This window comes from Pseudomonas sp. BP6 (genome assembly GCF_017875935.1).
Taxonomy (GTDB): domain Bacteria; phylum Pseudomonadota; class Gammaproteobacteria; order Pseudomonadales; family Pseudomonadaceae; genus Aquipseudomonas; species Aquipseudomonas putida_Y.
This window is the reverse complement of the sequence record NZ_JAGINI010000001.1, coordinates 1,988,099-2,014,403: the sequence shown is the minus strand read 5'-3', so window position 1 is coordinate 2,014,403 and position 26,305 is coordinate 1,988,099. Positions and strand designations below refer to the sequence as shown.

Annotated in this window: 21 protein-coding genes and 1 riboswitch; of the genes, 13 read left to right on the top strand and 8 right to left on the bottom strand. The window is 63.5% G+C overall.

The window, feature by feature from the left end; translation table 11 throughout:
• Positions 1-119: 119 nt before the first annotated feature.
• Positions 120-500 carry a RidA family protein gene (locus J3A98_RS09240; RefSeq protein ID WP_003247927.1) on the top strand — a complete coding sequence of 127 codons (381 nt, stop codon included), beginning with the start codon at positions 120-122 and terminating at the stop codon, positions 498-500.
• 200 nt (positions 501-700) lie between these two features.
• Positions 701-2,701 (top strand): U32 family peptidase, encoded by a 2,001-nt coding sequence (locus J3A98_RS09235; RefSeq protein ID WP_209965512.1) that lies wholly within the window; start codon positions 701-703, stop codon positions 2,699-2,701.
• Positions 2,702-3,137: 436 nt separating this feature from the next.
• On the opposite strand, the gene J3A98_RS09230 is transcribed toward J3A98_RS09235, so the two are convergent.
• Entirely contained in the window at positions 3,138-4,463 is a 1,326-nt protein-coding gene (locus tag J3A98_RS09230; RefSeq protein WP_176683348.1) for a sigma-54 dependent transcriptional regulator, read from the bottom strand.
• A gap of 341 nt (positions 4,464-4,804) precedes the next feature.
• On the opposite strand from J3A98_RS09230, the gene J3A98_RS09225 reads away from it, so the two are divergent.
• The gene (locus J3A98_RS09225) at positions 4,805-5,071 is read left to right on the top strand and encodes a hypothetical protein (protein WP_003247923.1); all 267 of its coding nucleotides are present in this window, start codon (positions 4,805-4,807) and stop codon (positions 5,069-5,071) included.
• Positions 5,072-5,177: 106 nt separating this feature from the next.
• Here the strand turns inward: J3A98_RS09225 and J3A98_RS09220 are convergent, their stop codons facing one another.
• From J3A98_RS09220 to cobW, 4 genes are all read right to left on the bottom strand, one after another.
• Entirely contained in the window at positions 5,178-5,768 is a 591-nt protein-coding gene (locus J3A98_RS09220; protein ID WP_209965509.1) for a VWA domain-containing protein, read from the bottom strand.
• Positions 5,769-5,845: 77 nt separating this feature from the next.
• Positions 5,846-6,859 carry an AAA family ATPase gene (locus J3A98_RS09215; RefSeq protein ID WP_176683346.1) on the bottom strand — a complete coding sequence of 338 codons (1,014 nt, stop codon included), beginning with the start codon at positions 6,857-6,859 and terminating at the stop codon, positions 5,846-5,848.
• Between the two features lies 1 nt (position 6,860).
• A complete protein-coding gene (gene cobN / locus J3A98_RS09210) occupies positions 6,861-10,622 on the bottom strand; it encodes a cobaltochelatase subunit CobN (protein WP_209965507.1) in 3,762 nt (1,253 codons plus the stop codon).
• A 3-nt stretch (positions 10,623-10,625) separates the two neighbouring features.
• Complete coding sequence (gene cobW / locus J3A98_RS09205; protein ID WP_003247913.1) at positions 10,626-11,693, bottom strand: cobalamin biosynthesis protein CobW; 1,068 nt, start codon at positions 11,691-11,693, stop codon at positions 10,626-10,628.
• Positions 11,694-11,792: 99 nt separating this feature from the next.
• Positions 11,793-12,009, bottom strand: a riboswitch (cobalamin riboswitch).
• Positions 12,010-12,109: 100 nt separating this feature from the next.
• On the opposite strand from cobW, the gene J3A98_RS09200 reads away from it, so the two are divergent.
• The 4 genes from J3A98_RS09200 to J3A98_RS09185 all read left to right on the top strand — a co-directional run bounded on the left by J3A98_RS09200 (position 12,110) and on the right by J3A98_RS09185 (position 15,751).
• Positions 12,110-12,487, top strand: coding sequence for a glyoxalase superfamily protein (locus J3A98_RS09200; protein ID WP_209965506.1), 378 nt, complete (start codon positions 12,110-12,112; stop codon positions 12,485-12,487).
• Positions 12,484-12,846 (top strand): hypothetical protein, encoded by a 363-nt coding sequence (locus J3A98_RS09195; protein WP_209965504.1) that lies wholly within the window; start codon positions 12,484-12,486, stop codon positions 12,844-12,846. Before J3A98_RS09200 ends, J3A98_RS09195 begins: the two co-directional genes overlap by 4 nt.
• Before the next feature lie 171 nt (positions 12,847-13,017).
• A complete protein-coding gene (locus J3A98_RS09190; protein ID WP_209965502.1) occupies positions 13,018-14,595 on the top strand; it encodes an ATP-binding cassette domain-containing protein in 1,578 nt (525 codons plus the stop codon).
• A gap of 136 nt (positions 14,596-14,731) precedes the next feature.
• Positions 14,732-15,751, top strand: a complete 1,020-nt coding sequence (locus tag J3A98_RS09185) for a branched-chain amino acid aminotransferase (RefSeq protein ID WP_176683341.1) — start codon at positions 14,732-14,734, stop codon at positions 15,749-15,751.
• A 539-nt stretch (positions 15,752-16,290) separates the two neighbouring features.
• Here J3A98_RS09185 and J3A98_RS09180 read toward each other — a convergent pair.
• A complete protein-coding gene (locus J3A98_RS09180) occupies positions 16,291-16,719 on the bottom strand; it encodes a multidrug/biocide efflux PACE transporter (RefSeq protein WP_209965499.1) in 429 nt (142 codons plus the stop codon).
• Between the two features lie 92 nt (positions 16,720-16,811).
• Between J3A98_RS09180 and J3A98_RS09175 the strand changes: the two genes are divergently transcribed.
• The 6 genes from J3A98_RS09175 to J3A98_RS09150 all read left to right on the top strand — a co-directional run bounded on the left by J3A98_RS09175 (position 16,812) and on the right by J3A98_RS09150 (position 23,991).
• Positions 16,812-17,666 carry a LysR family transcriptional regulator gene (locus tag J3A98_RS09175; RefSeq protein WP_209965497.1) on the top strand — a complete coding sequence of 285 codons (855 nt, stop codon included), beginning with the start codon at positions 16,812-16,814 and terminating at the stop codon, positions 17,664-17,666.
• A 152-nt stretch (positions 17,667-17,818) separates the two neighbouring features.
• Complete coding sequence (locus J3A98_RS09170; RefSeq protein ID WP_012052132.1) at positions 17,819-19,564, top strand: hydantoinase B/oxoprolinase family protein; 1,746 nt, start codon at positions 17,819-17,821, stop codon at positions 19,562-19,564.
• Between the two features lie 13 nt (positions 19,565-19,577).
• Positions 19,578-21,662, top strand: a complete 2,085-nt coding sequence (locus tag J3A98_RS09165; RefSeq protein WP_209965496.1) for a hydantoinase/oxoprolinase family protein — start codon at positions 19,578-19,580, stop codon at positions 21,660-21,662.
• Between the two features lie 150 nt (positions 21,663-21,812).
• Positions 21,813-22,769 carry a helix-turn-helix domain-containing protein gene (locus tag J3A98_RS09160; RefSeq protein ID WP_209965493.1) on the top strand — a complete coding sequence of 319 codons (957 nt, stop codon included), beginning with the start codon at positions 21,813-21,815 and terminating at the stop codon, positions 22,767-22,769.
• Between the two features lie 169 nt (positions 22,770-22,938).
• Complete coding sequence (locus tag J3A98_RS09155; RefSeq protein WP_209965491.1) at positions 22,939-23,190, top strand: hypothetical protein; 252 nt, start codon at positions 22,939-22,941, stop codon at positions 23,188-23,190.
• Between the two features lie 81 nt (positions 23,191-23,271).
• Positions 23,272-23,991: a TorF family putative porin gene (locus J3A98_RS09150; RefSeq protein WP_209965489.1), complete on the top strand. Its 720-nt coding sequence runs from the start codon at positions 23,272-23,274 to the stop codon at positions 23,989-23,991.
• Here J3A98_RS09150 and J3A98_RS09145 read toward each other — a convergent pair.
• Positions 23,988-24,860 (bottom strand): DMT family transporter, encoded by an 873-nt coding sequence (locus tag J3A98_RS09145; RefSeq protein ID WP_209965487.1) that lies wholly within the window; start codon positions 24,858-24,860, stop codon positions 23,988-23,990. The two genes, J3A98_RS09150 and J3A98_RS09145, sit on opposite strands and share 4 nt — an antisense overlap.
• A gap of 265 nt (positions 24,861-25,125) precedes the next feature.
• A complete protein-coding gene (locus J3A98_RS09140) occupies positions 25,126-26,226 on the bottom strand; it encodes an RHS repeat-associated core domain-containing protein (RefSeq protein WP_245355179.1) in 1,101 nt (366 codons plus the stop codon).
• Positions 26,227-26,305: the final 79 nt, after the last annotated feature.

Here is a 26,305-nt window from a genome sequence, read left to right as displayed (position 1 = left end):
GCAATCGGCCGCGATTCTGACGGCGAACGCCGCGCATTTCAAACACCGAGGTACCCTCGACCGGGCCGGTGCGCTCGCGTAGGCTTGCCGTTTTCCATCCGTTGCAAGGCAAACACACCATGGCAAATGCAGACATCATCTACACCCCGGACCCGGACGCCGAGTCGATTTCCTCCGACGTTGCCGAGTACAACGGCGTGCTGGTCACCACGCAAATCCCGACCCACGCCGACGGCAGCCTGGAACTGGGCGGCATCGTCGAGCAAAGCGAATGCACCCTGCAGGCGCTGAAAGTGGCCCTGGAAAAGGCCGGCAGCGGTATGGACCGCGTGCTGCACCTGACCATCTACCTCACCGACATGGCCGACCGCGCAGCGTTCAACGAAGTGTACCAGCGCTTCTTCAGCAAGCCCTGGCCGGTGCGTGCGGCGGTGGGCGTGGCTTCGCTGGCATTTGAAGGCATGCGTGTGGAAGTGACGGCGATGGCTGCCAAGCGCTGAGCTGCGCTTGTTGGGGTGCGCAGCGCCCCCAACGCAAAACCGCCGGGGCCGCTCTGCGGCCCGTTCGCGACCCAAGGCCGCTCCCACAGTTGCGCGTACTCCCAGCCGATCCCGCACCTCCCGGCACCCCAATGATGCCGCCAGCCCGTTTCACCGCTACAATGCCCGCCTAAACCGTGACAGCCCGAAAATATAACGACATGTCCCTTCCAAAGAATCACCTGGAACTGCTCAGCCCTGCCCGTGACGTGGCCATCGCCCGTGAAGCGATCCTGCACGGCGCTGACGCCATCTATATCGGCGGCCCGAGCTTTGGCGCGCGCCATAACGCCTGCAACGAAGTCAGCGATATCGCCGAACTGGTCGAGTTCGCCCATCGCTACCATGCACGCGTGTTCACCACCATCAACACCATCCTCCACGACAACGAGCTGGAACCGGCGCGCAAGCTGATTCACCAGCTGTACGATGCAGGCGTTGACGCGCTGATCGTGCAGGACCTCGGGGTGATGGAGCTGGACATCCCGCCGATCGAGCTGCATGCCAGCACCCAGACCGACATCCGCACTCTGGAGCGGGCCAAGTTCCTCGACCAGGCCGGGTTCTCGCAACTGGTACTGGCGCGTGAGCTGAACCTGCAGCAAATCCGCGCCATCGCCGCCGAAACCGATGCTGCCATCGAGTTCTTCATCCACGGCGCACTGTGCGTGGCGTTCTCCGGCCAATGCAACATTTCCCATGCGCAGACCGGCCGCAGCGCCAACCGCGGTGATTGCTCGCAAGCCTGCCGCCTGCCCTACACGCTGAAAGATGACCAGGGCCGCGTGGTTGCGTTCGAGAAACACTTGCTGTCGATGAAGGACAACAACCAGACTGCCAACCTGGCTGACCTGGTCGATGCCGGCGTGCGCTCGTTCAAGATCGAGGGCCGCTACAAGGACATGGGCTATGTGAAGAACATCACCGCCCATTACCGCAAAGAGCTCGATGCCATCCTTGAAGACCGCCCTCAGTACGCCCGCGCGTCCAGCGGCCGTACCGAACACTTCTTCCTGCCCGACCCGGACAAAACCTTCCACCGCGGCAGCACCGACTACTTCGTGACCGACCGCAAGGTCGATATCGGCGCCTTCGACTCGCCAACCTTCACCGGCCTGCCGGTGGGTGTAGTGGAAAAGGTCGGCAAGCGTGACATGCACGTGGTTACCGACGTACCGCTGACCAACGGCGACGGCCTCAATGTGCTGGTCAAGCGCGAAGTGGTGGGCTTCCGCGCCAACATCGCCGAACCGCGTGGCGAGTTCGAAGAAGACGGCCACAAGCGCTACCGCTATCGCGTCGAACCCAACGAAATGCCCGAAGGCCTGCACAAGCTGCGGCCCAACCACCCGCTGTCGCGCAACCTCGACCACAATTGGCAACAGGCCCTGCAACGCACCTCCTCCGAACGCCGGGTCGGCGTGGAGTGGCACGCGGTCCTGCGCGAGCAGCGCTTGATGCTGACCCTGAGCAGTGAAGAAGGCGTGAGTGTGCAGGTGGCCCTGGACGGCCCGTTCGGCGTAGCCAACAAGCCGCAGCAGGCACTGGAGCAGCTGCACGACCTGCTCGGCCAGCTGGGCACCACCCTGTACCACGCCGACCGCATCGAACTGGATGCCCCACAGGCGTACTTCATTCCCAACTCGCAGCTCAAGGCCCTGCGCCGCGAAGCCATCGAGGCGCTGACTGCAGCGCGTGTGCAGGCGCATCCGCGTGGCGGGCGCAAGGCCGAGAGCACACCACCGCCGGTGTACCCCGAGTCGCACCTGTCATTCCTGGCCAACGTGTATAACCAGAAGGCCCGCGACTTCTACCACCGCCACGGCGTGCAACTGATCGATGCGGCCTATGAAGCCCACGAAGAACACGGCGAAGTGCCGGTGATGATCACCAAGCACTGCCTGCGCTTCTCCTTCAACCTGTGCCCCAAGCAGGCCAAGGGCGTGACCGGCGTGCGCACCAAGGTGGCCCCGATGCAGCTGATTCAGGGTGACGAAGTGCTGACCCTGAAGTTCGACTGCAAGCCGTGCGAGATGCATGTGATCGGCAAGATGAAGAGCCACATCATCGACCTGCCGACCCCGGGCAGCGCGGTGGCCCAGGTGGTGGGGCATATCAGCCCGGAAGACTTGCTCAAGACCATCCCGCGCGGACCGCACTGAGTTCGCCTGGCAGGGCCTCTTCGCTACACGGGCTTGTGGTTCCCTGTAGGAGCGGCTTTAGCCGCGAATACGGTAGCCGAGACAACGGTGAACGGCAGGTGGAAATTGGCCAGCAGGCACGGCCCTTTCGCGGGTAAACCCGCTCCTACACGGGCTGGTTCCCTGTAGGAGCGGCTTTAGCCGCGAATACGGTAGCCGCGACAATGGTGAACGGCGGGTGGACATTGGCCAGCAGGCCCGGCCCTTTCGCGGGTGAACCCGCTCCTACACAGGCCCTGTAGGAGCGAGTTTACCCGCGAATACGGTAGCTGCGACAATGGTGAACGGCGGGTGGAAACTGGCTAGCAGGCCCGGCCCTTTCGCGGGTGAACCCGCTCCTACACGGGCTTGTGTAAGAGCGGCTTCAAAGAACGGCGCAAGCGTACCTCAGCAGCGCTCAGCGTATCTGGTGCTTGTGCAGCAAGCGGTAGAACGTCGGCCGCGAAACGCCCAGCACCTTGGCCGCCACGCTCAGGTTGTCGCTGTGCCGGTTGAGCACATCGCACAGCGCCTGCCGCTCGGCGCGGTGCTTGTATTCCTCCAGCGTGCCCAGCGGCTGTTGTTCCGGGTCGAGCAACTGCAACCCCAGGTCCTGCGCCTCGATCTGCCGCCCTTCAGCCAGCACCAGCCCGCGGCGCACACGGTTGGCCAGCTCGCGCACATTGCCCGGCCAGTCATGCCGCCCCATCGCCGCCAGGGCATGGTCGCTGAACGACCGCGGCCGACGCCCGGTTTCCACGCTGTAGAAATGGGCGAAATGGCTAGCCAGCATCGACAGGTCACCATGCCGGTCGCGCAACGGCGCGGTCACCACCTGCAAGACGTTCAGGCGGTAATACAGGTCTTCGCGGAAACGCCCTTGCTCGATGGCCCGCTCGAGGTCCACATGGGTGGCCGCCAGTACCCGTACATCCACCGGTATTGGCTGGCTGCCACCCACCCGCTCAATGTGCTTCTCCTGCAGGAACCGCAGCAGGTTGGCCTGCAACTCCAACGGCAAATCGCCGATTTCATCAAGGAACAACGTGCCGCCATCGGCCGCTTCGATACGCCCGGCCTTGCGCTGGTGGGCGCCGGTAAAGGCGCCCTTCTCATGGCCGAACAGTTCGGACTGGATCAAGTGCTCGGGGATCGCCCCGCAGTTGATAGCGATGAACGGCTGCTCGCTGCGTTGCGACTGGCGGTGCAGGGTGCGCGCCACCAGCTCTTTGCCGGTGCCGCTCTCACCGCGGATCAGCACCGGCGATTCGGTGGGTGCCAGTTTACCCAGCAACTTGCGCAACTCGCGGATAGGCCGGCTTTCGCCGAGCAATTCATGGGTCGTCTCATCGACCTTGACAGCCCCCTTGCCGCGCAGGCGCGCCATGCCGAAGGCCCGGCCCAGGGTTACCTGCACACGGGAGACGTCGAACGGCAGGGTATGGAAGTCGAAAAACCATTCACACACAAAATCGCCGAACGCCGGCATGCGCAGCTGATCGGCGCTGAGCACGGCAATCCATTCGGTGTTGCTGCGCTTGATCATGTCCTTGACCGCATCCGGGTGCCTCAGGTGCGAAGCCTGCAAGCGCAATAGCCCGACATCGCACGTGTGGTCCAGCGCAGCCCCGAGCAGACAGCTGTCCACATCCCAGCCTGCGTTGCGCAGGCCAGGTAACAAACGGTGGCAATCGTCGCAGGGGTCGACGATAAGCAAACGGCGTTGAGCGGCAGGCTGCTGCATGACCGGTCCTTGGCGCCAGTTTTTGGTTTTTTGAAGTAAAACAGCAAGTTGTGGCGCTCGTTTAACAGTAGCAACGAAGTTGACGGTTCCCAGTACCGTTTGTCTGCCGAATCATTTTTTTACAAACCTCTACGGGAATTTTCGCACTTTATCGACATCACAAGGCGGCGCAGGCAAGAACAGCGGCGCCCCTGGAAAAAAATTTACAACCAATGTGTGACTTATCCACTAACAACGAGCATCAGTACACACAACCCCGCGCTGCACTTCGCGATACATGAGGCGACTTTGAAGCAACGCGGACTTCACTTCGATGTTTGGGACCATAGAGAGACCGAACCATGAATGCCCCGCTCCGTGTCAACGAAGCACTGCTGATTGCCGACCACGCCTTCGAACCGTTCCAGTGCGTAGCCTGGGATGCGCCCAACGGTACTGGTGAACTGAGCCTGGCAGTGATCGACCGGACCAGCACCCGCATCGGCGCCAAGCAAGTGTCGTCGCGCATCTACTCCGACCCGGCCCAATGGGCCAGCCTGATCGAAGAAGTGCGCGCCGAACTGTGTGAAAAGGGTTACGACCTGCAACCGTGGTCGATGCCAAAGTAATATCGGCTGGCACAACAAGTGCGTGCACTGTCACGCACTTGTGCAACTTCTCTGTTGCTGTTGCGACAACTTTTCTGATTGCGACATAGTGTCGCAACCCGCCCTTTCAATCCACCACCTTGAATTGTTGCAAATGCTGGTAATCGGCCTGCAATTGTTCTGCCAGACGCTGCGCGCGCCCCAGGCGCACTGGCGCCAGCTCCATATCGACCAACAACGTGGCGCATGGCATCGGCTGCACGATATTGCTGTACTGCAGGCGACCGTCGGTGAAGACCAGGCAACGCAAGGCTTCTTGCGGGTGGGCTCGCTGCCGCGCCTGTAGCCAGTGCCGCGCCTGCTCCAGTGCGGCGATCAGCGGCGTGCCCCCACCGGCCCCCAAGGCCTGCAGCCAAGGTTGCAAGGCAGCGGATGCTTTCAGCCCGTGGCGCTGCCACTGTGGCGTGCGCCCGCTGGCAGTCAGCAGGGCCAAGCGGGCGCGCTGGCGATAGGCCTGGTCGAACAATGCCGCCAGCAACCCTTTGCTCTGCGCCAGCGCCTGATGACGCCGGGTTGAAGCCGAGGCATCGACGATCACCAGCCACAACTCTGCAGGCCTGCCCTTGCGCTGCTGCCAGCACAGGTCCTGTCGCTGACGCGGCCGCCCTTTGAGCAAGGTCGGCAGCCAGGCCACCCGGCCGTCCGCCGCATGATGCACGGGGCCACGGCGGGTACCGTTCTGCTTGCCTGTGCCCGCTCTGGCATCCGCCCCTTTGGCTGGTGGCTGGGGGATGCTCAGGGCTTTTTTGCCCAGTTCGGCACCTCACGGCGGGCGCCGCTGGCAACCGGCTGCGCCGGTAATGCCCCCCAGTCGCCCTGCCCGCCCCGTTCACCCGGGTTGCCGGCGCCAGGCTGCTGGTCAGGCGGCGGTGGCGCCGACGGCGGGTTGGCCTGGGGCGTCATACGGCGGCGATGGCGCAAGGCGAATTCGGCCACCGCCTCGACATCCACTTCTTCGATAGCCGCAGCGCCGCGCCAGGCACAGTGGGCGCGCGCAGCGCGCAGCCACACCAGGTCGGCGCGCAAGCCGTCCACGCCGGCGGCGTAGCAGCGCTCGGTAATCCAGGCCAGCGCCTGGTCATCCAGGGCAATGTCGGCCAAGGCCTGGCGCGCCGCCTGGCAGCGCTCGCGCAGTTGCGCCTGGGCCTGGGCCCAGTGTGCGCAGAACGCCTGAGGGTCACTGTCGAAGGCCAGGCGGCGGCGAATGATCTGCTGCCGGGCCTCGGGCTCCGGCAAGCCCTCCAGCGCCACGTTCAGGCCGAAACGGTCGAGCAACTGCGGGCGCAGCTCGCCCTCTTCCGGGTTCATGGTGCCGATCAGTACGAAGCGGGCGCTGTGCCGGTGCGAGATACCGTCACGCTCGACGCGGTTTGTGCCGCTGGCAGCCACGTCAAGCAACAGATCGACCAAGGTGTCGGGCAGCAGGTTGACCTCATCGACATACAGCACACCGCCGTCGGCCTGGGCCAGCACGCCCGGGGAAAACTGCGCCTTGCCCTGCCCCAGCGCGGCATCCAGGTCGAGGGTGCCGACCAACCGCTCTTCACTGGCGCCCAATGGCAAGGTGACGAACGGGCCTTCGCCAAGCAGGTCGGCCAGACCACGGGCCAGGGTGCTCTTGGCCATGCCACGCGGCCCTTCGATCAGCACACCACCGATCCTGGGGTCGATGGCGGTCAGGCACAGCGCCAGCTTGAGGTCGTCTGCACCGACCACGGCCGCCAGCGGAAATTGTACGGGTTCACTCATTTCAAGCCTGTTCCTCGCCGTCGAGCAGTTGGTCCTCAAGGGCTTCGCGGTAGTCGCCCGGCGCCTGCCACAAGCCGCGCTGCTGGGCCTCCAGCAGGCGCTCGGTGAGGTCGCGCAGGGCCTCGGGGTTGTGCTCGCGCATGAAATCGCGGGTCGCCGGGTCGAGCACATAGGCATCGGCCAGCCCCTGGTAATGATGGTCGTCGATCAGGTGCGTGGTGGCGTCGAAGGCGAACAGGTTGTCGACTGTCGCTGCCATCTCGAAGGCACCCTTGTAGCCGTGACGCTTGACCCCGTCGATCCACTTGGGGTTGAGCGCACGGGCACGGATTACCCGGTTCAGCTCTTCCTTGAGGGTACGGACGCGCGGTCGGTCGGCCTGGCTGTGGTCGCCATGGTAGCTGGCCACCACCGCCCCGGACAGGGTTTCCGAGGCCGCCAGCATGCCGCCCTGGAACTGGTAGTAATCGTTGGAATCGAGCAGGTCGTGCTCGTGGTTGTCCTGGTTCTGCAGCACTGCCTGCACCTTGGCCAGGCGTTGGGCGAACTGGGCGCGGGCCGGGGTGCCGTCGTCGCTGCCGCCGTAGGCATAGCCGCCGTGATTGAGGTAGACCTCGGCCAGGTCGTCGCGGCTGTGCCACAAGCGCCCGTCGATGGCGTTCTGCACCCCGGCACCGTAAGCCCCGGGTTTGGCGCCGAACACCCGCCAGCCAGCCTGACGTGCGGCCTGCTCGGCATCCATGCCTTGAGCCTGCAGCGTTGCCCGCTCGCTGCGCACACGGGCAGCCAGTGGGTTGAGGTCGTCAGGTTCGTCCAGCGCGGCCACTGCCTGCACGGCGGCGTCGAACAGGCGGATCAGGTTACCGAAGGCATCGCGGAAGAAGCCGGAAACACGCAAGGTCACGTCCACCCTGGGGCGGTCGAGAAGGCTCAGCGGCAAGATTTCGAAATCGTCGACCCGTTGGCTGCCGGTGGCCCAGACAGGCCGCACGCCCATCAGCGCCATGGCCTGCGCGATGTCGTCGCCGCCGGTGCGCATGGTCGCCGTGCCCCACACCGACAGGCCGAGCTGGCGCAAGTGATCGCCGTGGTCCTGCAGATGGCGTTCGAGGATCAGGCTGGCCGAGGCGAAGCCCAGGCGCCAGGCTGTGGTGGTGGGCAGGTTGCGCACGTCCACGGTATAGAAGTTGCGACCGGTGGGCAGCACATCGAGGCGCCCTCGGCTAGGCGCACCACTGGGGCCGGCTGGCACGAAGCGCCCGGCCAGTGCCGCCAGCAGGCCATTCATTTCAGCCGTGCCGCAGGCGTCCAGGCTGGGGGCTACCGCTTCACACAGGGCCTGCACTACAGCGTGCACCGGTTGCCACTCACTCAGGTCGGGTAACTGTGCTGTGCCTTCCAGCGCCTGCCCGATCAGCTGCAGTGCCAACAGCTCAAGGCGCTCGCGGGTGTCGCCACAAGTGCGCCAGGGCTCATTGCTCATGGCCTGCAGCTGTTCAGGGCGTATGCCCTGCCACGGCTGCCCAAGGTCGCAATCGAGCGGGTCCCAGCCCGGCACCAGTGCTTTCGCCAGGGCCCGCAGCAGGCTGGCATTGCCGCCACGACCGTCGCCACGCTCGACCCGCAACAACGCCAGCAGCGTATCCAGGCGTAGCCGCCCTTCAGGTGACTGACCAAACACGTGCAGGCCATCGCGAATTTGCGACTCCTTCAGGTCGCACAGGTAGGTATCCAGGCGCGGCAGCCAGAGCGCCGCATCGTCCAGTTGCCCTTCCAGTTGCAACTCACGGTCGATGTGGTTGGCCTTGACCAGCTCGAGGATGTCACGCTGCAACTCGCGGGCACGCCGAGGGTCGAGCAACTGCGCTTCGTAGAACTCGTCGGCCAGTTGTTCCAGGTGGCGCAGCGGGCCATAGGTTTCGGCACGGGTCAGCGGCGGCATCAGATGGTCGATGATTACCGCCTGGGTGCGCCGCTTGGCCTGGGCGCCCTCGCCCGGGTCGTTGACGATGAACGGGTAGATGTTCGGCAGCGGCCCGAGCAGCGCGTCCGGCCAGCACTGCGCCGACAGCCCGACGCCTTTGCCGGGCAACCATTCGAGGTTGCCGTGCTTGCCGACGTGGATCACCGCATCGGCGGCAAATGCGTGACGCAGCCAGAAGTGAAATGCCAGGTAGCCGTGCGGCGGCACCAGGTCAGGGTCGTGATACACCGCGCTGGGGTCTACCTGATAGCCCCGCGCCGGCTGGATACCGACGAAGGTCAAACCAAAGCGCAGGCCGGCAACCATCAGCCGGCCGCTGCGATACATCGGGTCCTGTTCGGGCGGCCCCCAGCGTTCCAGCACTGCCTGGCGGTTGGCCTGCGGCAGGCGCTCGAAGGCCAGCTGGTAATCGGCCAGGCTCAGGCTCTGGGCACAGGGGCGCTGGTCGAGGTGGTCGAGGTCGTTGGTCACGCCACCGAGCAACTGCTGGATCAGTTGCGTACCGCTGCCCGGCAGTTCGGCCAGCGGGTAGCCTTCGGCCTGCAGCGCCTTGAGGATGTTGAGTGCGGCGGCGGGCGTGTCCAGGCCGACGCCATTGCCAATGCGGCCATCGCGGGTCGGGTAGTTGGCCAGCACCAGGGCCACACGCTTCTGGGCATTGGGCAGACGGGCCAGCTCGACCCAGCGGCGGGCCAGCTCGGCGACAAAGTCCATGCGCTCGGGGTGGGCGCGGTAGCAGACAACGTCGGACTGGCTGCGCTCGCTGCGCCAGGCCATGTCCTTGAAACTGACCGGGCGCGTAATGATGCGCCCATCCAGCTCCGGCAACGCAATGTGCATGGCCAGGTCGCGCGCGCCCAGGCCCTGTTCGCTGGCCTCCCAGCCAGGCTGGTTGTCCTGCGCGCAGATGGCCTGCAGCACCGGGATGTCGCGGCGGAACGGGCGCAGGTTGGGGCGCTCGGGGCTGGACAAGGCGAAACCGGTGGTATTGACCAGCACTTCGGCGCCGACCTCGTCCAGCCAGGCTTCGACCTGTTCCAGGCAGGCGCTTTCCTTGAGGCTGGCCACGGCGATCGGCAACGGGTTCAGGCCGGCAGCCTGCAGGCGCTGGCAGAATACGTCGATGAACGCGGTATTGGCCGCTTGCAGGTGCGAACGGTAGAACAGCAGCGGCGCCACTGGCTGCTCGGGGTGCCAGTGCGGGTACCAATCTTCGAGTGTCGCGCTGCCCTTGGCGGGGTGATATACCGCGGTGCGCGGCAAAGGCTGCGGCTCGTCCCAGGCATAGTCGCGGCCCAGCCACTGGCTGGCCAGGCAGTTGAACAGGTTGATGGCATTGGCCTTGCCGCCCTGGCGCAGGTAATGCCAAAGCCGCTCGGCCTGCTCACCGCGGACGTTGCCCAGGCTGGTCAGTTCCGGGTCCGGGCGGTCATCGCCCGGCACCAGAATCAGCTGGACGCCACGGGCGGCCAGCTCGACCAGTTGTTCGACGCCGTAGCGCCAGTAGCCAACGCCACCGTGCAGCGACACCAGGATGACCTTGGCGTGACGCAGCACCTGGTCGACATACAGGTCGACCGAGGCATGGTTCTGCACCTGCATCGGGTTGGCCAGGCGCAGGCTGGGAAAGTCTGCGGGCAATTGCTCGGCGGTGTCGGCGAGCAATGCCAGGTGTGAATCGCCGCTGCAGAGAATCACCAGCTCGGCGGGTGTCTGGCCGAGGTCGGCAATGCTGTCATCCGGTACGAAACCACCGGGCTGAGTCCGCAGCAGGTGCATGGGTCAGGCGCCCAGCGCCTGGCGCAGGCGCGCCTCCAGCTGGGCAGCATCGAGGTCCTGGCCGATCAGCACCAGGCGGGTGATGCGCGGCTCGTCGGCGCGCCAGGCGCGGTCGAAGTGCTTGTCGAAACGGGTGCCCACGCCTTGTACCAGCAGGCGCATCGGCTTGCCCGGGATGGCGGCGAAGCCTTTGGCGCGCAGGATACCGAACTCCACCACCAGCTGGGTCAATGCATCGAGCAGCAGGCTTTCGTCGGCTTCAGGCAGGTCAATGGAGATGGAGTCGAAAGCGTCGTGGTCATGATCGTCATGATCGTCGCCATCGTGGTGCGAATCGTGGTGGGTTCGGCGGCCATCGATATGCGCCTCGGACTCGGCACCCACGCCCAGCAGCACCTCCAGTGGCAGCTTGCCGCTGCTGGCCTCGATCACTTTCACCGCCGGCGGCAGTTCTTCGGCCACCTCGGCACGCACCTTGGCCAGGCCTTCGGCGTCGATCAGGTCAGCCTTGTTCAACACCACCAGGTCGGCACTGGCCAACTGGTCAGCGAACAGCTCGTGCAGGGGCGATTCATGATCCAGGTTAGGGTCGAGCTTGCGCTGGGCATCGACCTGGTCCGGGTAGGCGGCAAAGGTGCCAGCGGCCACGGCCGGGCTGTCGACCACGGTGATGACCGCATCGACGGTGCAGGCGTTGCGGATTTCCGGCCACTGGAACGCTTGTACCAATGGCTTGGGCAGGGCCAGGCCGCTGGTTTCGATGAGGATGTGGTCGAGGTCGCCACGACGGGCCACCAGCTCGCGCATCACCGGGAAGAATTCTTCCTGCACGGTGCAGCACAGGCAGCCGTTGGCCAGCTCGTAGACGCGGCCGCTGGCTTCTTCCTCGGTGCAACCGATGCTGCACTGCTTGAGGATTTCGCCATCGATGCCCAGTTCACCAAATTCGTTGACGATGACCGCAATGCGGCGGCCCTGGGCGTTGTCGAGCATGTGGCGCAGCAAGGTGGTCTTGCCCGAGCCGAGGAAGCCGGTGACGATGGTGACGGGTAGCTTGGCCAGTGTTTTCATGTCGCATTGCCCTTGGCAGTGTGGCGCGGGCATGCAGGACGACAGCCGCAGGCCAGGCTGGCCGGGCTTGTTCGCCACCGGATCACCCCGCCCGGTTGAAAGTCGAAAACGTGACGAGGCAGGTCTCCTGGCTTGCACCGTTCCATGCCCCGTTCAGTCGAACGGCGGGCTGGCGGGATGACGCCTTCCCGCGCGCTGGCGCAGTGGCTGTGTCGATCCGTTGTCGGTGCTTACAGTTGCGGGGGCAGCCGCGGCTTGTACCGCGTTCCCGTCTTAGCTTCGGCCAGGCCGAAGAACCTCGAAGTGGCAAGGCTACGCAGTGGCTGGCGGGTGGTCAACCATTGCTGCGGGGCCGGTCGACAACGCTGGGCGCAAGTGCGCTACAGTGGCGCCTTATCCACGGTCAAGGACGCACCATGCCCCTCGCCCCCGCCATACCTGTACTGCGCATATTCTCGATCGACAAGGCCAAGGAGTTCTACCTCGACTTCCTGGGTTTCAGCCTGGACTGGGAGCACCGCTTCAGCCCGGACTTGCCGTTGTACATGCAGATCCACCGTGATGGCCTGATCCTGCACCTTTCAGAGCACCATGGCGATGCCTGCCCTGGCTCGACCGTGTTCGCCCGCCTCGACGACCTGCGCGCGCTGGAGGGTGAATTGCAGGGTAAACAGTACGGTTTCGCCCGGCCCGAGGCCGAGCGCCTGGATTGGGGCCTGCAGATGCAGGTATGGGACCCGTTCGGCAACCGCCTGCGCTTTTGCCAGCAGATCGATGACGAGGCCAACTCATGAAGGCATTGGGCAAACGCGAGATAAGTCGCCTGGAGCGGGGGTTGGTTGCGTGCCTGACCGATGCCTGCGAAGCCGCCAAGGCAGAAATTGTCGGCTTCAGTTGGCTTACCCATCGCCTCGACCCCGAGGACTTTCCGAGCAGCCTGCGTATCACCTGGGTATTCGAGCAAGAGGCCGACAAGGCAGCGGCCGTGGTCGGTGATGCGAAGGCGCGCATGCTGGCGCTTACCGGCCTGGCGCTGGAGCAAGCCGGCATTCAGCTGGACCATCCGGCCTGGCATGTGCGATTCGACAGTGAAGAAGCCTGCGCGCACGGCCACGGCGGAGACTGGGCTCAGCGCTTGCAGACGCAGCGCTGAGCCCCAACCGGCAGCCGGTGCTTTACCCGGCCCCAGACGGTCCGTTAGGCTACGCATTCTCTAAATTACGAGGTGTTCGTCCAATGCGCCATTGATGCCGCCGTCTGTTCGACGGCCAGTCTTCAGCCTCCGGTTCGTACCGGAGATGTCGCGGCATTTGTGGAGTTGTGCATGACGAACACGTCGATTCTGACGCTGGACAGCGTCTCCTTGGCCTTGCCTGATGGCAGGCCGCTGTTTAGCAACCTCAACGAAACCTTCGACCAACGCCGCACCGGCCTGGTCGGGCGCAATGGCGTGGGCAAAAGCCTGCTAGGGCAGATTCTTGCCGGCCAGCGTGAACCGAGCAGCGGCCATTGTCGGCGCCTCGGGCCTGTCCATTTGCTGGACCAGCAAGTCATCGAGCGCAGCGCCACGCTGGCCGACCTGGCCCAAGTGGGACCGGTGATTGCGGCGCTGGAGCGCATCGAGCAAGGCAGCATCGAGCCCCAGGATTTCGACACCGTTGGCGAACGCTGGGATATGCGCGAGCAATTGCAGCTGCAGCTTCAGGGCCACGGCCTGGGTCAACTTGACTGGCGCCAGCCCGCTCGGACCCTGAGCGGTGGCCAAGCCATGCGCGTGGCACTGATTGGCGCGTGGCTCAGCGGTGCCGATTACCTGATCCTCGACGAGCCAAGCAATCACCTGGACAGCAACGCCCGCGCCCAGTTGCTGAGCATGATCGAAGCCTGGGACCGTGGCTTGCTGGTGATCAGCCACGACCGCAGCCTGCTGGCGCACATGGCACGCATTGTCGAACTATCCAGCCTGGGCTTGCAGGCCTATGGTGGCAACTACAGCCTCTATAGTGCGCAAAAAACCAACCAGACGGCGCAGGCCCAGCAGCAACTTGCCCGGCTGAAGCAGGCGCAGCAACGACAGGCCCGTGAACTGCAGCGCCAACGCGAAGACCTGGAGCGCCATCAGGCCCGGGCCGGGCGCCAAGCCAAGCACGCCAACCAGGCCAAGATTCTGGTCGACCGCAAGCAGGAGCGCAGCCAGGCCACTGCCGGCAAGCAGCACCGCGAGCATCGCGATGCTCGGCAAACGCTTATGGGCAAAGTGCGTGACGCCGCCCGCGAGATGGAGCATGACAGCGCTATTACCTTGCACACGCCCACACCTCAGCGTCATCCGGGCCGAGAAGTGTTGGCGTTGCAGGCACTTTGCTTGCCCCATGGCACCCGTAAAGCGCTTGACCTGCGCTTGTGCCTGGGCCAGCGCGTAGGGCTGATCGGCGCCAATGGCAGTGGCAAGTCCACCCTGCTCAGGCTGCTGAATGGGGAATTGCCGGCATCGCCCGACAATGTGCGCCTCAGTGGTGAGACCGCCCTGCTCGACCAGCACTGCAGCACACTGGCAGGCAACCGTAGCGTGCTCGAACACCTACGCCAAGCCAACCCGACGATGGCCCAGGGGAAATTGCGCAGCCGCCTGGCGCAACTGGGCCTGGATGCGGCCCGTATCGAACTGCCCAGTGGCCTGCTTAGCGGCGGTGAGCGTATGAAGGCGGCGCTGGCCGCCGTGCTGTACCGCGAACGGCCGCTCGACCTGTTGCTGCTGGACGAACCCGGCAACCACCTGGACCTGCCTTCGCTGACAGCCCTGGAACGCATGCTTGGGCAGTTTCGCGGGGCGCTGATAGTGGCGTCCCATGATGCGGTATTGCTGGAAAACCTGGCGCTGGATGAGTACTTGCGGTTGTAGAAACCGAAAAAAAAGCATCGCAGCCTATCAATTCGTGACTGGCCGTTCCCGATCCGCCAAGGATGTATTAAGGTGGCATGGTGCGCATATAACAGCAGCCCGAGCGATCGGGCACTTGCAAGACAATGAGGGTGTCATGAGCAACGAAAGCATTAATTGGGACAAGCTGGGTTTCGACTACATCAAGACCGACAAACGCTACCTGTCCGTATGGCGCAATGGCGAGTGGGACAAGGGCACCCTGACCGAAGACAACGTACTGCACATCAGTGAAGGCTCCACGGCCCTGCACTACGGCCAGCAGTGCTTCGAAGGCCTGAAGGCCTACCGTTGCAAGGACGGCTCGATCAACCTGTTCCGCCCGGACCAGAACGCGGCCCGCATGCAGCGCAGCTGCGCACGCCTGCTGATGCCGCACGTGCCGACCGATGTGTTCATCGAAGCGTGCAAGCAAGTGGTCAAGGCCAACGAAAAGTTCGTGCCACCACACGGCAAAGGCGCCCTGTACCTGCGCCCGTTCGTGATCGGCACCGGCGACAACATTGGCGTGCGCACCGCCCCCGAGTTCATCTTCTCGGTGTTCGCCATCCCGGTTGGTTCGTACTTCAAGGGTGGCATGAAGCCGCACAGCTTCCAGATTTCCAGCTTCGACCGTGCTGCCCCGCAGGGCACCGGCGCGGCCAAGGTCGGTGGCAACTACGCTGCCAGCCTGCAGCCGGGCGCTGAAGCGAAGAAGGCCAACTTCGCCGATGCCATCTACCTCGACCCGCTGACCCACACCAAGATCGAGGAAGTCGGTTCGGCCAACTTCTTCGGCATCACCGCCAACAACGAGTTCGTTACCCCGAAATCGGCCTCGGTACTGCCAGGCATCACCCGCCTCTCGCTGATGGAGCTGGCGCAATCGCGTCTGGGCCTGACCGTGATCGAAGGCGATGTCGAGATCAGCAAGCTGGACCGTTTCGTCGAAGCCGGTGCCTGCGGTACCGCAGCCGTGATCACCCCGATCGGCGGCATCGAGTACAACGGCAAGCTGCACGTGTTCCACGACCTGGAAAAGGTCGGCCCGGTTACCCAGAAGCTCTACAACGAGCTGACCGGTATCCAGAGCGGCGATGTAGAGGCACCGGCAGGCTGGATCGTCAAGGTCGCCTGAGTCGCATCAGCTGTATGAAAACGGGGCATGCCAGTAATGGCATGCCCCGTTTTTCGTAGGTTTACACGGCCACCTTGAGGTGCGGGTTTACCCACGAATACGGTGGCGGCAGCGACGGGGAACGGCGGGTGGAAATTGGCCAGCAGGACCGGCCCTTTCGCGGGTGAACCCGCTCCTACGACGGCCTGTGCCCAACCCGAGATGTGTGTTCACCACCGTGGTAGGAGCGGGTTTACCCGCGAATACGGTGGCGGCAGCGACGGGGAACGGCGGGTGGAAATTGGCCAGCAGGACCGGCCCTTTCGCGGGTGAACCCGCTCCTACGACGGCCTGTGACCAATCACCAATGTGTGTCCACCCCCGATCAGGTGTAGGAGCGGGTTTACCCGCGAATACGGTAGCGGCAGCAACGGTGAACGGCGGGTGAAATTGGCCAGCAGGGCCGGCCCTTTCGCGGGTGAACCCGCTCCTACGACGGCCTCTGTCCAACCACCGACCTGTGACCACCCCCGATCAGTGAACCGCGTCGGGTGACAGAATCATGCCAGGCGCCGCTGCACCAGCAGGTGCCGGACTTTGTCGAACGCCCAGTTGTACACCACGGTGTAGGGCAGGATGATCACGAAGAAGCCCAGCTCCACCATGAACGCCTGCAGCAGCGAAATCTCCAGCATCCAAGCCGCCACCGGCAGGCACCACACCACCAGGCCGGCTTCGAAGCCAAGACCGTGCACGAAACGCGTACCGGCCTTCCAGTTGATGCGTTCGGTTTGCACCCAGCGATCGACCAGTGCGTTGTAGACCATGTTCCACAGCATGGCGATTACCGACAGGGTCACCGCCAGCGCGCCCGCCGTTGCCAGCGACTTCCCCATGACCCAGGACAGCAGCGGCGCACACAGCAGTACCGCGAAAACTTCATAGCCAACCGCGTGGACCAGGCGTTCGGTGAAAGACACGTTTTTCATTGCAAATTCCATCCATTGCGTGAGTCGTGCTTCCCATTCTCTTTGACAGAACTGATACTCGCGATATAGCTACCATCGGTTTTATCAATACCATGCGTTACTCTCCCGAAGCTCTGGTCGCCTTTACTGAAGCCGCCTCGCTAGGTTCGTTTTCTGCGGCGGCGCGCAAGCTGCGCAAAAGCCAGTCCACCGTCAGCATCGCCATCGCCAATTTCGAGGCCGACATCGGCTGCCCGCTGTTTGATCGCAGTGGCCGCCACCCCACGCTCAATGAGGCGGGCAGGCAGGTGCTGAGCCATGTCGAGGCGATTCTCGATGCCAGCGCCCAGCTCGATGCGCTGGCAGTGCGACTGGCGCAAAATGTCGAGGCGCTGGTATCTGTGGTGATGTCGGACAGCTACAGCGTAACGTTCCAGGGGGCGGTGATGACTCGTTTCGCCCAGCACTACCCCCATACCGAGCTACGCTGCGGCCCGGCGGAGGACGCTGATGTGATCGAGATGGTCCAGCAGGGCCTGGCCCATGTCGGCATCCTTGCCACACAGCCTGGCTATCCCGCCGACGTGGCCGTGGCGCGCTTGCCGGAGCAGGCAGAGTTCGGCGTGTATGTCGCCAGCGAGCATCCGCTGGCGAACCTGGCGCAGGTACAGGCACAGCATCTGGAGAACGCGCGACAGCTGTATATCAAGACCTATGCCCCCAGCCTGCACCACGGCCGTGGCCAAGCGTGGTCGGCACCGGATTACCTGACCCTGCTGGAGTTCGCCGTGCGCGGGTTTGGCTGGGCCGAACTGCCCAGGGCGCTGGTAAAACGGTTTGGCAACGAGCTGGTGGAGTTGCAGATAGCGGGTTACCCCAGACGGGTGGATATGGATGTGGCCTGGTCGAGTCGGCGTGCATTGGGGCCGGCCGGGCAATGGCTGGTGCGACAGATGTTGGGACAATAGTTGTGTCGCCTGCCCGAACTTGAAGTGCGCCCAGACACAACAACCGGTACACCCAGCGACAAGCCTTCCCCCCACCCTGCCCCTTAGCCTGTCACCACGCGCCGCCCCGCTGCGGCACGCACCCAAAGCACAAGAACAAACGTTGGTGACCTATGCAGACAGTAGATCCGATCACCCTTGCGGTTGTCCGGGGTGCGCTGGAGACAGCGCAACGCGAAATGACCCTGACCCTGGAAAAGACCGGGCGCTCCAGTGTGTTCAACCTGGCCCACGACTATTCCAACTCGCTGTTCGACCACTTGCCGGAAATGATCCTGCAGGGCCAGGACATTCCCATCCACCTGGGCTCGCTGATCCCGGCCATGAAATGCGTGGCCGAGTTCTTCGGCGACGACATCGCCGAAGGCGACGTGATCTACCACAACGACCCCGCCTACAAGGGCAGCCATATTCTCGACTGCTGCATGTACAAACCGGTGTATTACCAAGGCGAGCTGGTGTTCTGGACCGTTTGCAAGGGCCACCTGACCGACATCGGCGGCCCGGTGCCGGCGGGCTACAACCCCGATGCCAAGGAGATCTATGCCGAGGGCCTGCGCATTCCACCGGTCAAGCTGTGGGAAAAGGGCAAGCGTCGTGAGGACGTGATCAACTTCATGCTCACCAACATGCGCGCCCGCCCTTATCAGGAAGGTGACCTCAATGCCCAGTATGGCGCCTGCAAGGTCGGCGAGCGGCACTTGCTGGAGCTGCTCGACAAATACGGCGTGGCACAGGTGCGTGCCTGCATCGCCGAACTGAAGAACATGGCCGACCGACACATGCGGGCGCTGTTGCGCGATGTGCCGGATGGAGACTACAGCGGCACCGCCGTGCTCGAAGATGCCGGCCACGGCCTGGGTGAACTGGCCATCACCGCCCATGTGCAGATCCGTGGCGACCAGGCCCATGTACGCATCGAGAGCCCGCCACAGGTGCCGTACTTCATCAATTCCTATGAGGGCAACTCCGTATCCGGAGTGTACCTGGGGCTGATGATGTTCGCCCAGGTGGCGCCGCCCTACAACGAAGGCCTGTATCGCTGCGTGACGGTCGATGTCGGCCCCAGGGGCACGCTGTGCAATGCCGAGGAACCCGCGCCCCACGTCAATTGCACCACTACGCCGATGGAAACCCTCGCCGATGCCGTGCGCACTGCGCTGGAACAGGCCTCGCCACAGCGGGTAACGGCCTCATGGGGGCATACCAGCGGTATCAACATTGCCGGCCGCGACCCGCGTAACGGCAATAGCGAGTACGTTACGATGGTGCTCGCCTCGATCATTTCCGGTGCCGGTGCCAACAAGGTGATGGATGGCTGGCACGCCTGCGGCCCGCTGTGCTGCTTCGGGGCGCTGATGAGCGGTGACATCGAGCTGCTCGAACACGCGTATCCGGTGCTGATCCACCGCTACAGCCTGATGGCCGACAGTGGTGGCGCCGGTGAGTTGCGCGGGGGTTCGGGCACCCGCCTGGAGATCGAGCCGCTGGACCACGCCATGACCGTGGTTGGCTTCGGCGAGGGCCGCCAGTTGCCCACCGCCGGTGCCGCCGGGGCTCGCAATGCCCTGCTCGAGCCCAAACTGGGCCGGCTGATCCATCGCCACGCCGATGGCCGCGAAGACCACTACACGCAGAACCCCATGCTCACCCTGCAGCCCGGCGAACGCATCATCAACATCAACCCAGGGGGTGGTGGCTACGGCGACCCGCTGCGCCGTCGGGTCGCAGCAGTACTGGAGGACGTGCGCAACGGCCTGGTCTCGCCACAAGGCGCAGCCCTGGAATATGGCGTGGTCCTCGATGCCGATGGCCAACTGGACGAAACAGCCACCCGCCTTGCCCGCGCCCCGCGCTAACCGGAGAACACGCATGCGTAACCAATATCGCCTGGGCGTAGACGCCGGCGGCACTTTCACCGATTTCATCCTGGCCGATCGCGACGGCGGCGTGCAGCTGTTCAAGGCCCCGTCCACGCCCCAGGACGGCACCCTGGCCATTCGCGCCGGCCTGGCACAGATCGCCGACGCCACCGGGCGCAGCCCGGCCGAACTGATCGCCAACTGTGACCTGTGCATCAACGGCACCACCGTAGCCCTCAATGCGCTGATCGAGCGCACCGGCGTCAAGGTGGGCCTGCTGTGCACCGAGGGGCACGAGGACAGCCTGGAAATCCGCCTGGGCCACAAAGAAGAGGGCCACCGTTACGACGCCCACTACCCGCCGGCACACATGCTTGCCCCACGCCACCTGCGCCGCCCGATCGGTGGCCGAATCCTTGGCGATGGTCGTGAGCACAGCCCGCTGGACGAAGCCGCCATCCATGCCGCCATCGACTACTTCCGTGCCGAAGGCGTGCAGGCCGTGGCCATTTCCTTCCTGTGGTCGGTGCGCAACCCCAGCCACGAACAGCGGGCCGCCGAACTGGTACGGGCTGCCCTGCCCGAGGTGTTCGTCTGCACCGGCTGCGAGGTGTTCCCGCAGATCCGCGAGTACACCCGCACCTCCACCACGGTGGTCAACGCCTACCTCAGCCCGGTAATGGCACGTTACGTGGCGCGTATCGACAGCCTGTTCCAGGAGCTTGGCGCACAGCAGCCGGTACGCTACTTCCAGTCCAATGGCGGGCTGGCGCCCGGGCACCTGATGCGTGAGCGCGCCGTCAACGCGATCAACTCTGGTCCGGCCTCAGCGCCACAAGCCGGGCTGGCGGTCGCGAGGCCGTTCGGAATCGACAACGTCATTACCGTGGACATGGGCGGCACCTCGTTCGACATCACCCTGACCAATGCCGGACGCACCAACTTCAGCAAGGACGTGGACTTCCTGCGCCAGCGCATCGGCGTGCCGATGATCCAGGTGGAGACCCTGGGTGCCGGCGGTGGCTCCATCGCCCATCTGGACGAGTTTGGCATGCTCCAGGTCGGACCGCGCAGCGCCGGCGCCATGCCTGGGCCGGTGTGCTACGGCAAGGGTGGCCGCGAACCCACGGTCACCGACGCCAACCTGGCACTTGGCTACCTGCCCGACGGCGCACTGCTGGGCGGCAGTATCCGCCTGAACCGCCAGGCCGCGCTGGACGCCATCCGGAGCAAGGTCGCCGAACCGTTGGGCATCAGTGTGGAACGCGCGGCATTCGGCATCACCACCCTGGTCAACCTGAACATGGTCAACGGCATCCGCCGCGTATCGATCGAGCGCGGTCACGACCCGCGTGACTTCGCCTTGATCGGCGCAGGCGGTGCGGCGGGCATGCATGTGGTGCGCCTGGCCGAAGAAATCGGCATGCACACCGTGCTGATCCCCAAGGTGGCCTCGGGCTTGTGTGCGTTCGGCCAGATCCTGTCCGACGTGCGCTACGACCAGCTCACCAGCCTGTCGATGCGCCTGGACGCCGGGCACGTCGACCTGGCGCAACTCAACCAGGCCCTCGCCAAACTGCGTCAGCAAGGCCTGGCCAACCTGCGCGAAGACGGCTTTGGCGACCAGGCCAGCAGCTGCCACTACACCCTGGAGATGCGCTACCTGGGGCAGATTCATGAGTGCAGTGTGGACTTGCAGCAGCACAGCATGGACGAGGCAGGGCTGGCCGCGCTGATCAGCCGCTTCCACAGCCGCCACCAGACCCTGTACTCGTACAGCGAACCCGCCAGCCCGGTGGAGCTGGTGAACCTGGAGTGCTCGGTGATCGGCCACCTGCCACGCCCGCCGCAACCCGAGCTGCAGGGGCCGGCCGAGCCCCCCGCCCCCACCGCGCAATCCGTCCGCCCGATGCTGTTCAGTGCCGATGGTGAATCGCAGCCCACACCGGTGTTCAACGGCAACCACCTGTTGCCTGGGCAGACCGTGCATGGCCCCTGCGTGATCGAGGAAGACACCACCAACATTGTCCTGCCACCCGGCTGGCAGGCGCGCCTGGAGCCTTCGGCCACCTACCGGGTGACACGCGGGGGTTGATCTTGCGGTCGGCGCGCGCCGATCATGGGCCAGATAACCGCCCGGCAGTTTTGCGCTGCCGGGCGGTTCGTACAATAACAAGAGCTGCTTGAGTAGCTTGCCTGCAGTTCCTTTTTTCAATGCTGCCCTCTTTGAAAAAGGACCCACCCCATGCCCACAGAACTCTCGACCCACGGCTGGCCACAGCCAGAGCACCAGGTACGCTGGGCCGAAGCCATCAGTGACACCTATTTTCCGCTGAGCCTTGAATTTGCTGCCGGACAGCCGTTCGATGGCCACCTGCAGCGCTGGAGTACGCCGAGCACACCGCTCAGCCTGTCGCGCCTGCGCTCCAGCCAGCTGGGTTACTCGCGCAGCAAAGCGCACATTGGCCAGGACCATGAAGCGTTCTACCTGGTGACCGTGCCGCATCGCAGCGAGGTGCACTTCGAACAGGACGGCCACCAGATCAGTTGCAGCCCGGGCGGTTTCATCGTCGAGCGCGGCGATGCACCCTACCGCTTCCACTACGGCACGCAGAACGACTTGTGGGTGCTCAAGCTGCCCGAGCGTGCACTCAAAGCCAACCTGCTGGGGCACAAGCGCTATACCCGGCATTGCTTCGATGCCCGTCAGGGCCTGGGGCGCATCTTTGTTGAGCAACTCGACCTGTGTGCCCGCCATTTCGACACCAGCCCCGCAGCCGCCCGACATTTACTGCTGGAACAGGCTTCTGCCACCCTGCTGCTGGCCTTGCAACAGGATGAGCGCGTGCTGGGCAGCGAAGGCAGCAACCTCAGCACCCTGCACCTGACGCGGGTCGAGCAGTATGTGCAGCAAAACCTGGGGGACCCCGAGCTGTCGCCACAAACCATCGCCAGCGCCTGTGGGCTGTCGCTGCGTTACCTTCACAAGCTGTTCGCGATCACACCCTACACCCTTGGCGAGTGGGTACGCCGTCAACGCCTGGAGGCCGTGCACCGGCAACTGCGCGACCCGCATTGCCACTCGGCCATCGGCGAATTGGCATTTCGCTGGGGTTTTGCCGACCAGGCGCAGTTCACCCGGGCGTTTCGCCAGCAGTATGGGTGCACGGCAAGCGAAGTGCGGGCTACGCGTACGCACTGATAAAGCAACGGAAAGTGGATGGGCCCTGTGCGTCCAGGATGCGATTTAGGTGGGCTTCCTCGGAACCGTCGATAGTCACTATCGAGCAGGGCAATTTCTACCGAACGCTGTGGCCGCATAACCTAGCTCCATCCCCTCGCTGCCTACTAGCCTGCCCTGGAGCTGACCGATGAATGCCCTGGCCCGCCAGCTTTCCGCCACCCTTTTCGTTTTCGCCATCGCCGTGATCAGCGGCTGTGCCAGCCACCCTGAACTGCGCCCGTACACCGCCGAGGAAACCCGCCAGTTGCAACTGGAAGCCTTACAGCGCCGCGGCCTGTCGCTGGACAATTACGAGCAGCAACGGCGGGTGATCCTGCGTGCCGGCAAGCTGCCTGTGGTGACCGAGACCACCGACAATGAACCTTCGACCAAAGGCTGAACGGGCTAGCCGGCGGTTCCCTCCCTCCACTTGCGCAGGTATCCTCTACCGCTTAACCGCAAGCCTTCCAGGACGGAGACCATGATCAGGCCCCTTCTGTTGCTGAGTGCTGCGCTGCTTTTCAGCTCCGTGTCGCTAGCCCAGCAGATGAAACGCCAACTGGGCGATTTCGACTTTACACTCGGCACCACTCCCTCGCGCAGCATGGCGCAAGGGCTTATCTCACCCAGCGCCGTCGGCGCATTCCATGGCGGGCTCGACCTTAGCCACCCCAATGGCTGGTACCTGGGCCAGTACGCCCCAAGCATGGGGGTCACTCCCAACTCGACCCTGCGCCTGGACAGCTACCTTGGCTACAAGCACCATTTCGACAGCAGCCTGGGCTACGAGGTAGGGTTGATCCATTACAGTCAGCCAAATATCGCAGGCCCCGACAGCTACGCCCTGTATGGGGGTATTTCGGTGCTGGGCAGCCGCTTCGGCGGAGCACTGCGTGACAACCCCGACAACCGCACGGGCACGCTGTTCGCCGACTTCGGCCATCTGCCGATGTTCGACGTCGACTTCAGCGTCAAACTCGCCCACCACCGCCTGGGCACACCGTTCACCATTGGTGATGGCAGCCAGGTGAATACCTTTTCCGATTGGTCGCTGGAGTTGTCGCGGCCCTGGCTGGGCATCGACCTGAACCTGATCTACAGCAATTCGAGTTTGAGTGGTGACGGCTGCGATGCGTACTCAGGTATCAACACCTATTGCGACAGCGTGGTCACCCTCAAGGCCCAGCGCAACTTCTTTTAACGGCGCGGTGCCAGCGCCAGGGCAATGCCGCCCAACACCACCGCACAGGCGATCAACAAGCGCAACGACAGCGGCTCGCCGATCAGGGCAACCCCGCCCAGTGCGGCAATCACCGGCACACTCAGCTGCAGGGTCGCCGCCTGTTGTGCACTGACCTGCCTGACCACGCCATACCACACGGCATAGCCTGCGCCAGAAGCCAGCACACCGGAGCCCAAGGCATACAACAAGCCAAGCGGTGTGAGGTGCGGGCCGGCACCCAGCAACAGCATCGGTAGCAGCAGCACCAGGCAAGGCAGGCTGCGGGAAAAATTGCCGACAGTGTCGGCCAGCGGCCTGGGCGAGCCTTTGCCCAGTAGCGTATACACCCCCCAGGCCACCCCGGACAGGGCCATCAGCAAGGCACTGGCCAACGAAGGTGCCGAAGCACCGGGCAACAGCAGCACCAGCAGGCCGGCAAAGGCGATCAGCATGCCCAGAAGCATGCGTACCGTGATGTGTTCGCCCCTGTACCAGGCAAAGCCGAACATGGTGATCTGTACAGCACCGAACAGCAACAACGCCCCTGCACCTGCGCCCAGTTGCAGGTACGCCGCAGAAAACAGGAACGCGTACAGGAACAGGGCCAGGCCGCCCCACCAACTGCCGCCCATGGTTTGCACCGGTTTGCGCAGGCGAATCAGCACCCACAGAAACAGCGCACCACTGGCCAGGCGTACCACGGTGAAGGATACCGGGTCGATAGCCCCGTCTTTCAACGCAAGCCGGCAGAACACCGAGTTGGCGGCAAACGCCACCAGACTGAAAAGGGCAGGCCAAAGCCAGGCTCTGGTCTTGCGGTCAGTAAGCGTTGTCGTGCCTGTACTCATGGTGTGGTCACCTCTGAGCGGGATTGTTGTTATAGCGGCATTTAGTCAGGACCGGCACCGATATACAAGGAAGAATCCACCGTGCAGGATGGCACCGGCTACGCCGGTGTTCGCGGGTAAACCCGCGCCTACGTGCGACCGCGCCGGCTTTTCAGGTTTTGAGCAAGACAGTTGCTTCCACCGGTACAGCGCGTACCTAAAACTTTCGCGATTCTATGCATGCCCCCAACACAAAAATTCGCTCTACGCGCTGTCTGAAACCTGACTAAACGTAAATATACTCGCCCCCACCTGCTGCAATAGAGTACCCAGACCCGCTGACCACTACAACATCAATCAGAACGCCAACTGGTTGCCCCCTCTTATCACGAATTCTGCGGAGTGCACGTGAAATATTATCTGCAACCCTGTCAGCCGTTGAATGCGCCGGCTGAAGTTTACTACCCCTAAGCGCTCCCCGCACATTAATCCCAGCAGCAAGAGCATCGATCGCAATTACTCGCAGCTCATGTGATTTCTCTAGATCCAAACCCCAAAAAACATGCCTACTCTTAGCATTGAAGTTCCTAAGTTCTTCAATATCGGTATTATTAAGCTCCTGGCGCCTATAGATCCAGGAGTCCGAAGCCACCGTGCCTTTTCCTGCTCTCATACCAGCCATCGAGGATGACGTTACCTGACCAGAGCTTGATGCCTGACCACGCTGCAGGCTACCTTGTACAGGTGCACCTGAGGTGTTCCAACCCGGCTGCCCATTCAATATGTCTTGCACTGTTTCATCCATGAGCGATGACGACATGTGAAAGCCTTCGCTACTACGTCTTGGCCTTTTTTCAACCCTCCCCGACACAATGCTATTCATCTTCACCTCCGACTTGAGCCCGGGCAGGCTGTTTGACCTCAATCTTGGTGAATGCCCATCGGGGTCACTGAAGTTGACCGGGTCGTTCATACAGTAGGCGTAACAGTTCAATCCACCTGCGCCAAAGGGGCTGAAACTGTCCGGACTGTGAAAACGCATCAAGGCAGGGTTATAGCTGCGATAGCCATTGCCGAGTAAATACTGGCTGTTCACCAGCAAGTGCCCATTGAATGCTGGCCGGTGCGGAGGAATGTCATGGGGGGTGTTATAGCCATAAGCATTGTAGGCAACCGACTCACCCTGCGCCTGAGATTTGACCACGACCACTGTCTGCATTACGTCTGTAGCCAATAACGCCGTGCGTGTAGATTCTTGCTCTAGCCGCGTTTCGGCTAATACCTCAGGTTGCGCTCTAACGCACACCATGGCTGATGTACCCGATAAAGCTGTATGAACTTTATCCTGTTGCAAGAAAAAGTGCGTAGTTCTTTCAGAGTCGACCATCTGTTAGCTCCCGCATGTCGCTCTGAATCTTAGGCGCTGATACAGATAAAACAACTGGTAAAACTAACAGGGCACTGCC

Bases quoted from the DNA above. Each gene is read 5' to 3' on its own strand.
- J3A98_RS09240 (WP_003247927.1), top strand. From the start codon at position 120: ATGGCAAATGCAGACATCATCTACACCCCGGACCCGGACGCCGAGTCG.
- J3A98_RS09235 (WP_209965512.1), top strand. From the start codon at position 701: ATGTCCCTTCCAAAGAATCACCTGGAACTGCTCAGCCCTGCCCGTGAC.
- J3A98_RS09230 (WP_176683348.1), bottom strand. From the start codon at position 4,463: ATGCAGCAGCCTGCCGCTCAACGCCGTTTGCTTATCGTCGACCCCTGC.
- J3A98_RS09225 (WP_003247923.1), top strand. From the start codon at position 4,805: ATGAATGCCCCGCTCCGTGTCAACGAAGCACTGCTGATTGCCGACCAC.
- J3A98_RS09215 (WP_176683346.1), bottom strand. From the start codon at position 6,859: ATGAGTGAACCCGTACAATTTCCGCTGGCGGCCGTGGTCGGTGCAGAC.
- cobN (WP_209965507.1), bottom strand. From the start codon at position 10,622: ATGCACCTGCTGCGGACTCAGCCCGGTGGTTTCGTACCGGATGACAGC.
- cobW (WP_003247913.1), bottom strand. From the start codon at position 11,693: ATGAAAACACTGGCCAAGCTACCCGTCACCATCGTCACCGGCTTCCTC.
- J3A98_RS09200 (WP_209965506.1), top strand. From the start codon at position 12,110: ATGCCCCTCGCCCCCGCCATACCTGTACTGCGCATATTCTCGATCGAC.
- J3A98_RS09195 (WP_209965504.1), top strand. From the start codon at position 12,484: ATGAAGGCATTGGGCAAACGCGAGATAAGTCGCCTGGAGCGGGGGTTG.
- J3A98_RS09190 (WP_209965502.1), top strand. From the start codon at position 13,018: ATGACGAACACGTCGATTCTGACGCTGGACAGCGTCTCCTTGGCCTTG.
- J3A98_RS09185 (WP_176683341.1), top strand. From the start codon at position 14,732: ATGAGCAACGAAAGCATTAATTGGGACAAGCTGGGTTTCGACTACATC.
- J3A98_RS09180 (WP_209965499.1), bottom strand. From the start codon at position 16,719: ATGAAAAACGTGTCTTTCACCGAACGCCTGGTCCACGCGGTTGGCTAT.
- J3A98_RS09175 (WP_209965497.1), top strand. From the start codon at position 16,812: ATGCGTTACTCTCCCGAAGCTCTGGTCGCCTTTACTGAAGCCGCCTCG.
- J3A98_RS09170 (WP_012052132.1), top strand. From the start codon at position 17,819: ATGCAGACAGTAGATCCGATCACCCTTGCGGTTGTCCGGGGTGCGCTG.
- J3A98_RS09165 (WP_209965496.1), top strand. From the start codon at position 19,578: ATGCGTAACCAATATCGCCTGGGCGTAGACGCCGGCGGCACTTTCACC.
- J3A98_RS09160 (WP_209965493.1), top strand. From the start codon at position 21,813: ATGCCCACAGAACTCTCGACCCACGGCTGGCCACAGCCAGAGCACCAG.
- J3A98_RS09155 (WP_209965491.1), top strand. From the start codon at position 22,939: ATGAATGCCCTGGCCCGCCAGCTTTCCGCCACCCTTTTCGTTTTCGCC.
- J3A98_RS09150 (WP_209965489.1), top strand. From the start codon at position 23,272: ATGATCAGGCCCCTTCTGTTGCTGAGTGCTGCGCTGCTTTTCAGCTCC.
- J3A98_RS09145 (WP_209965487.1), bottom strand. From the start codon at position 24,860: ATGAGTACAGGCACGACAACGCTTACTGACCGCAAGACCAGAGCCTGG.
- J3A98_RS09140 (WP_245355179.1), bottom strand. From the start codon at position 26,226: ATGGTCGACTCTGAAAGAACTACGCACTTTTTCTTGCAACAGGATAAA.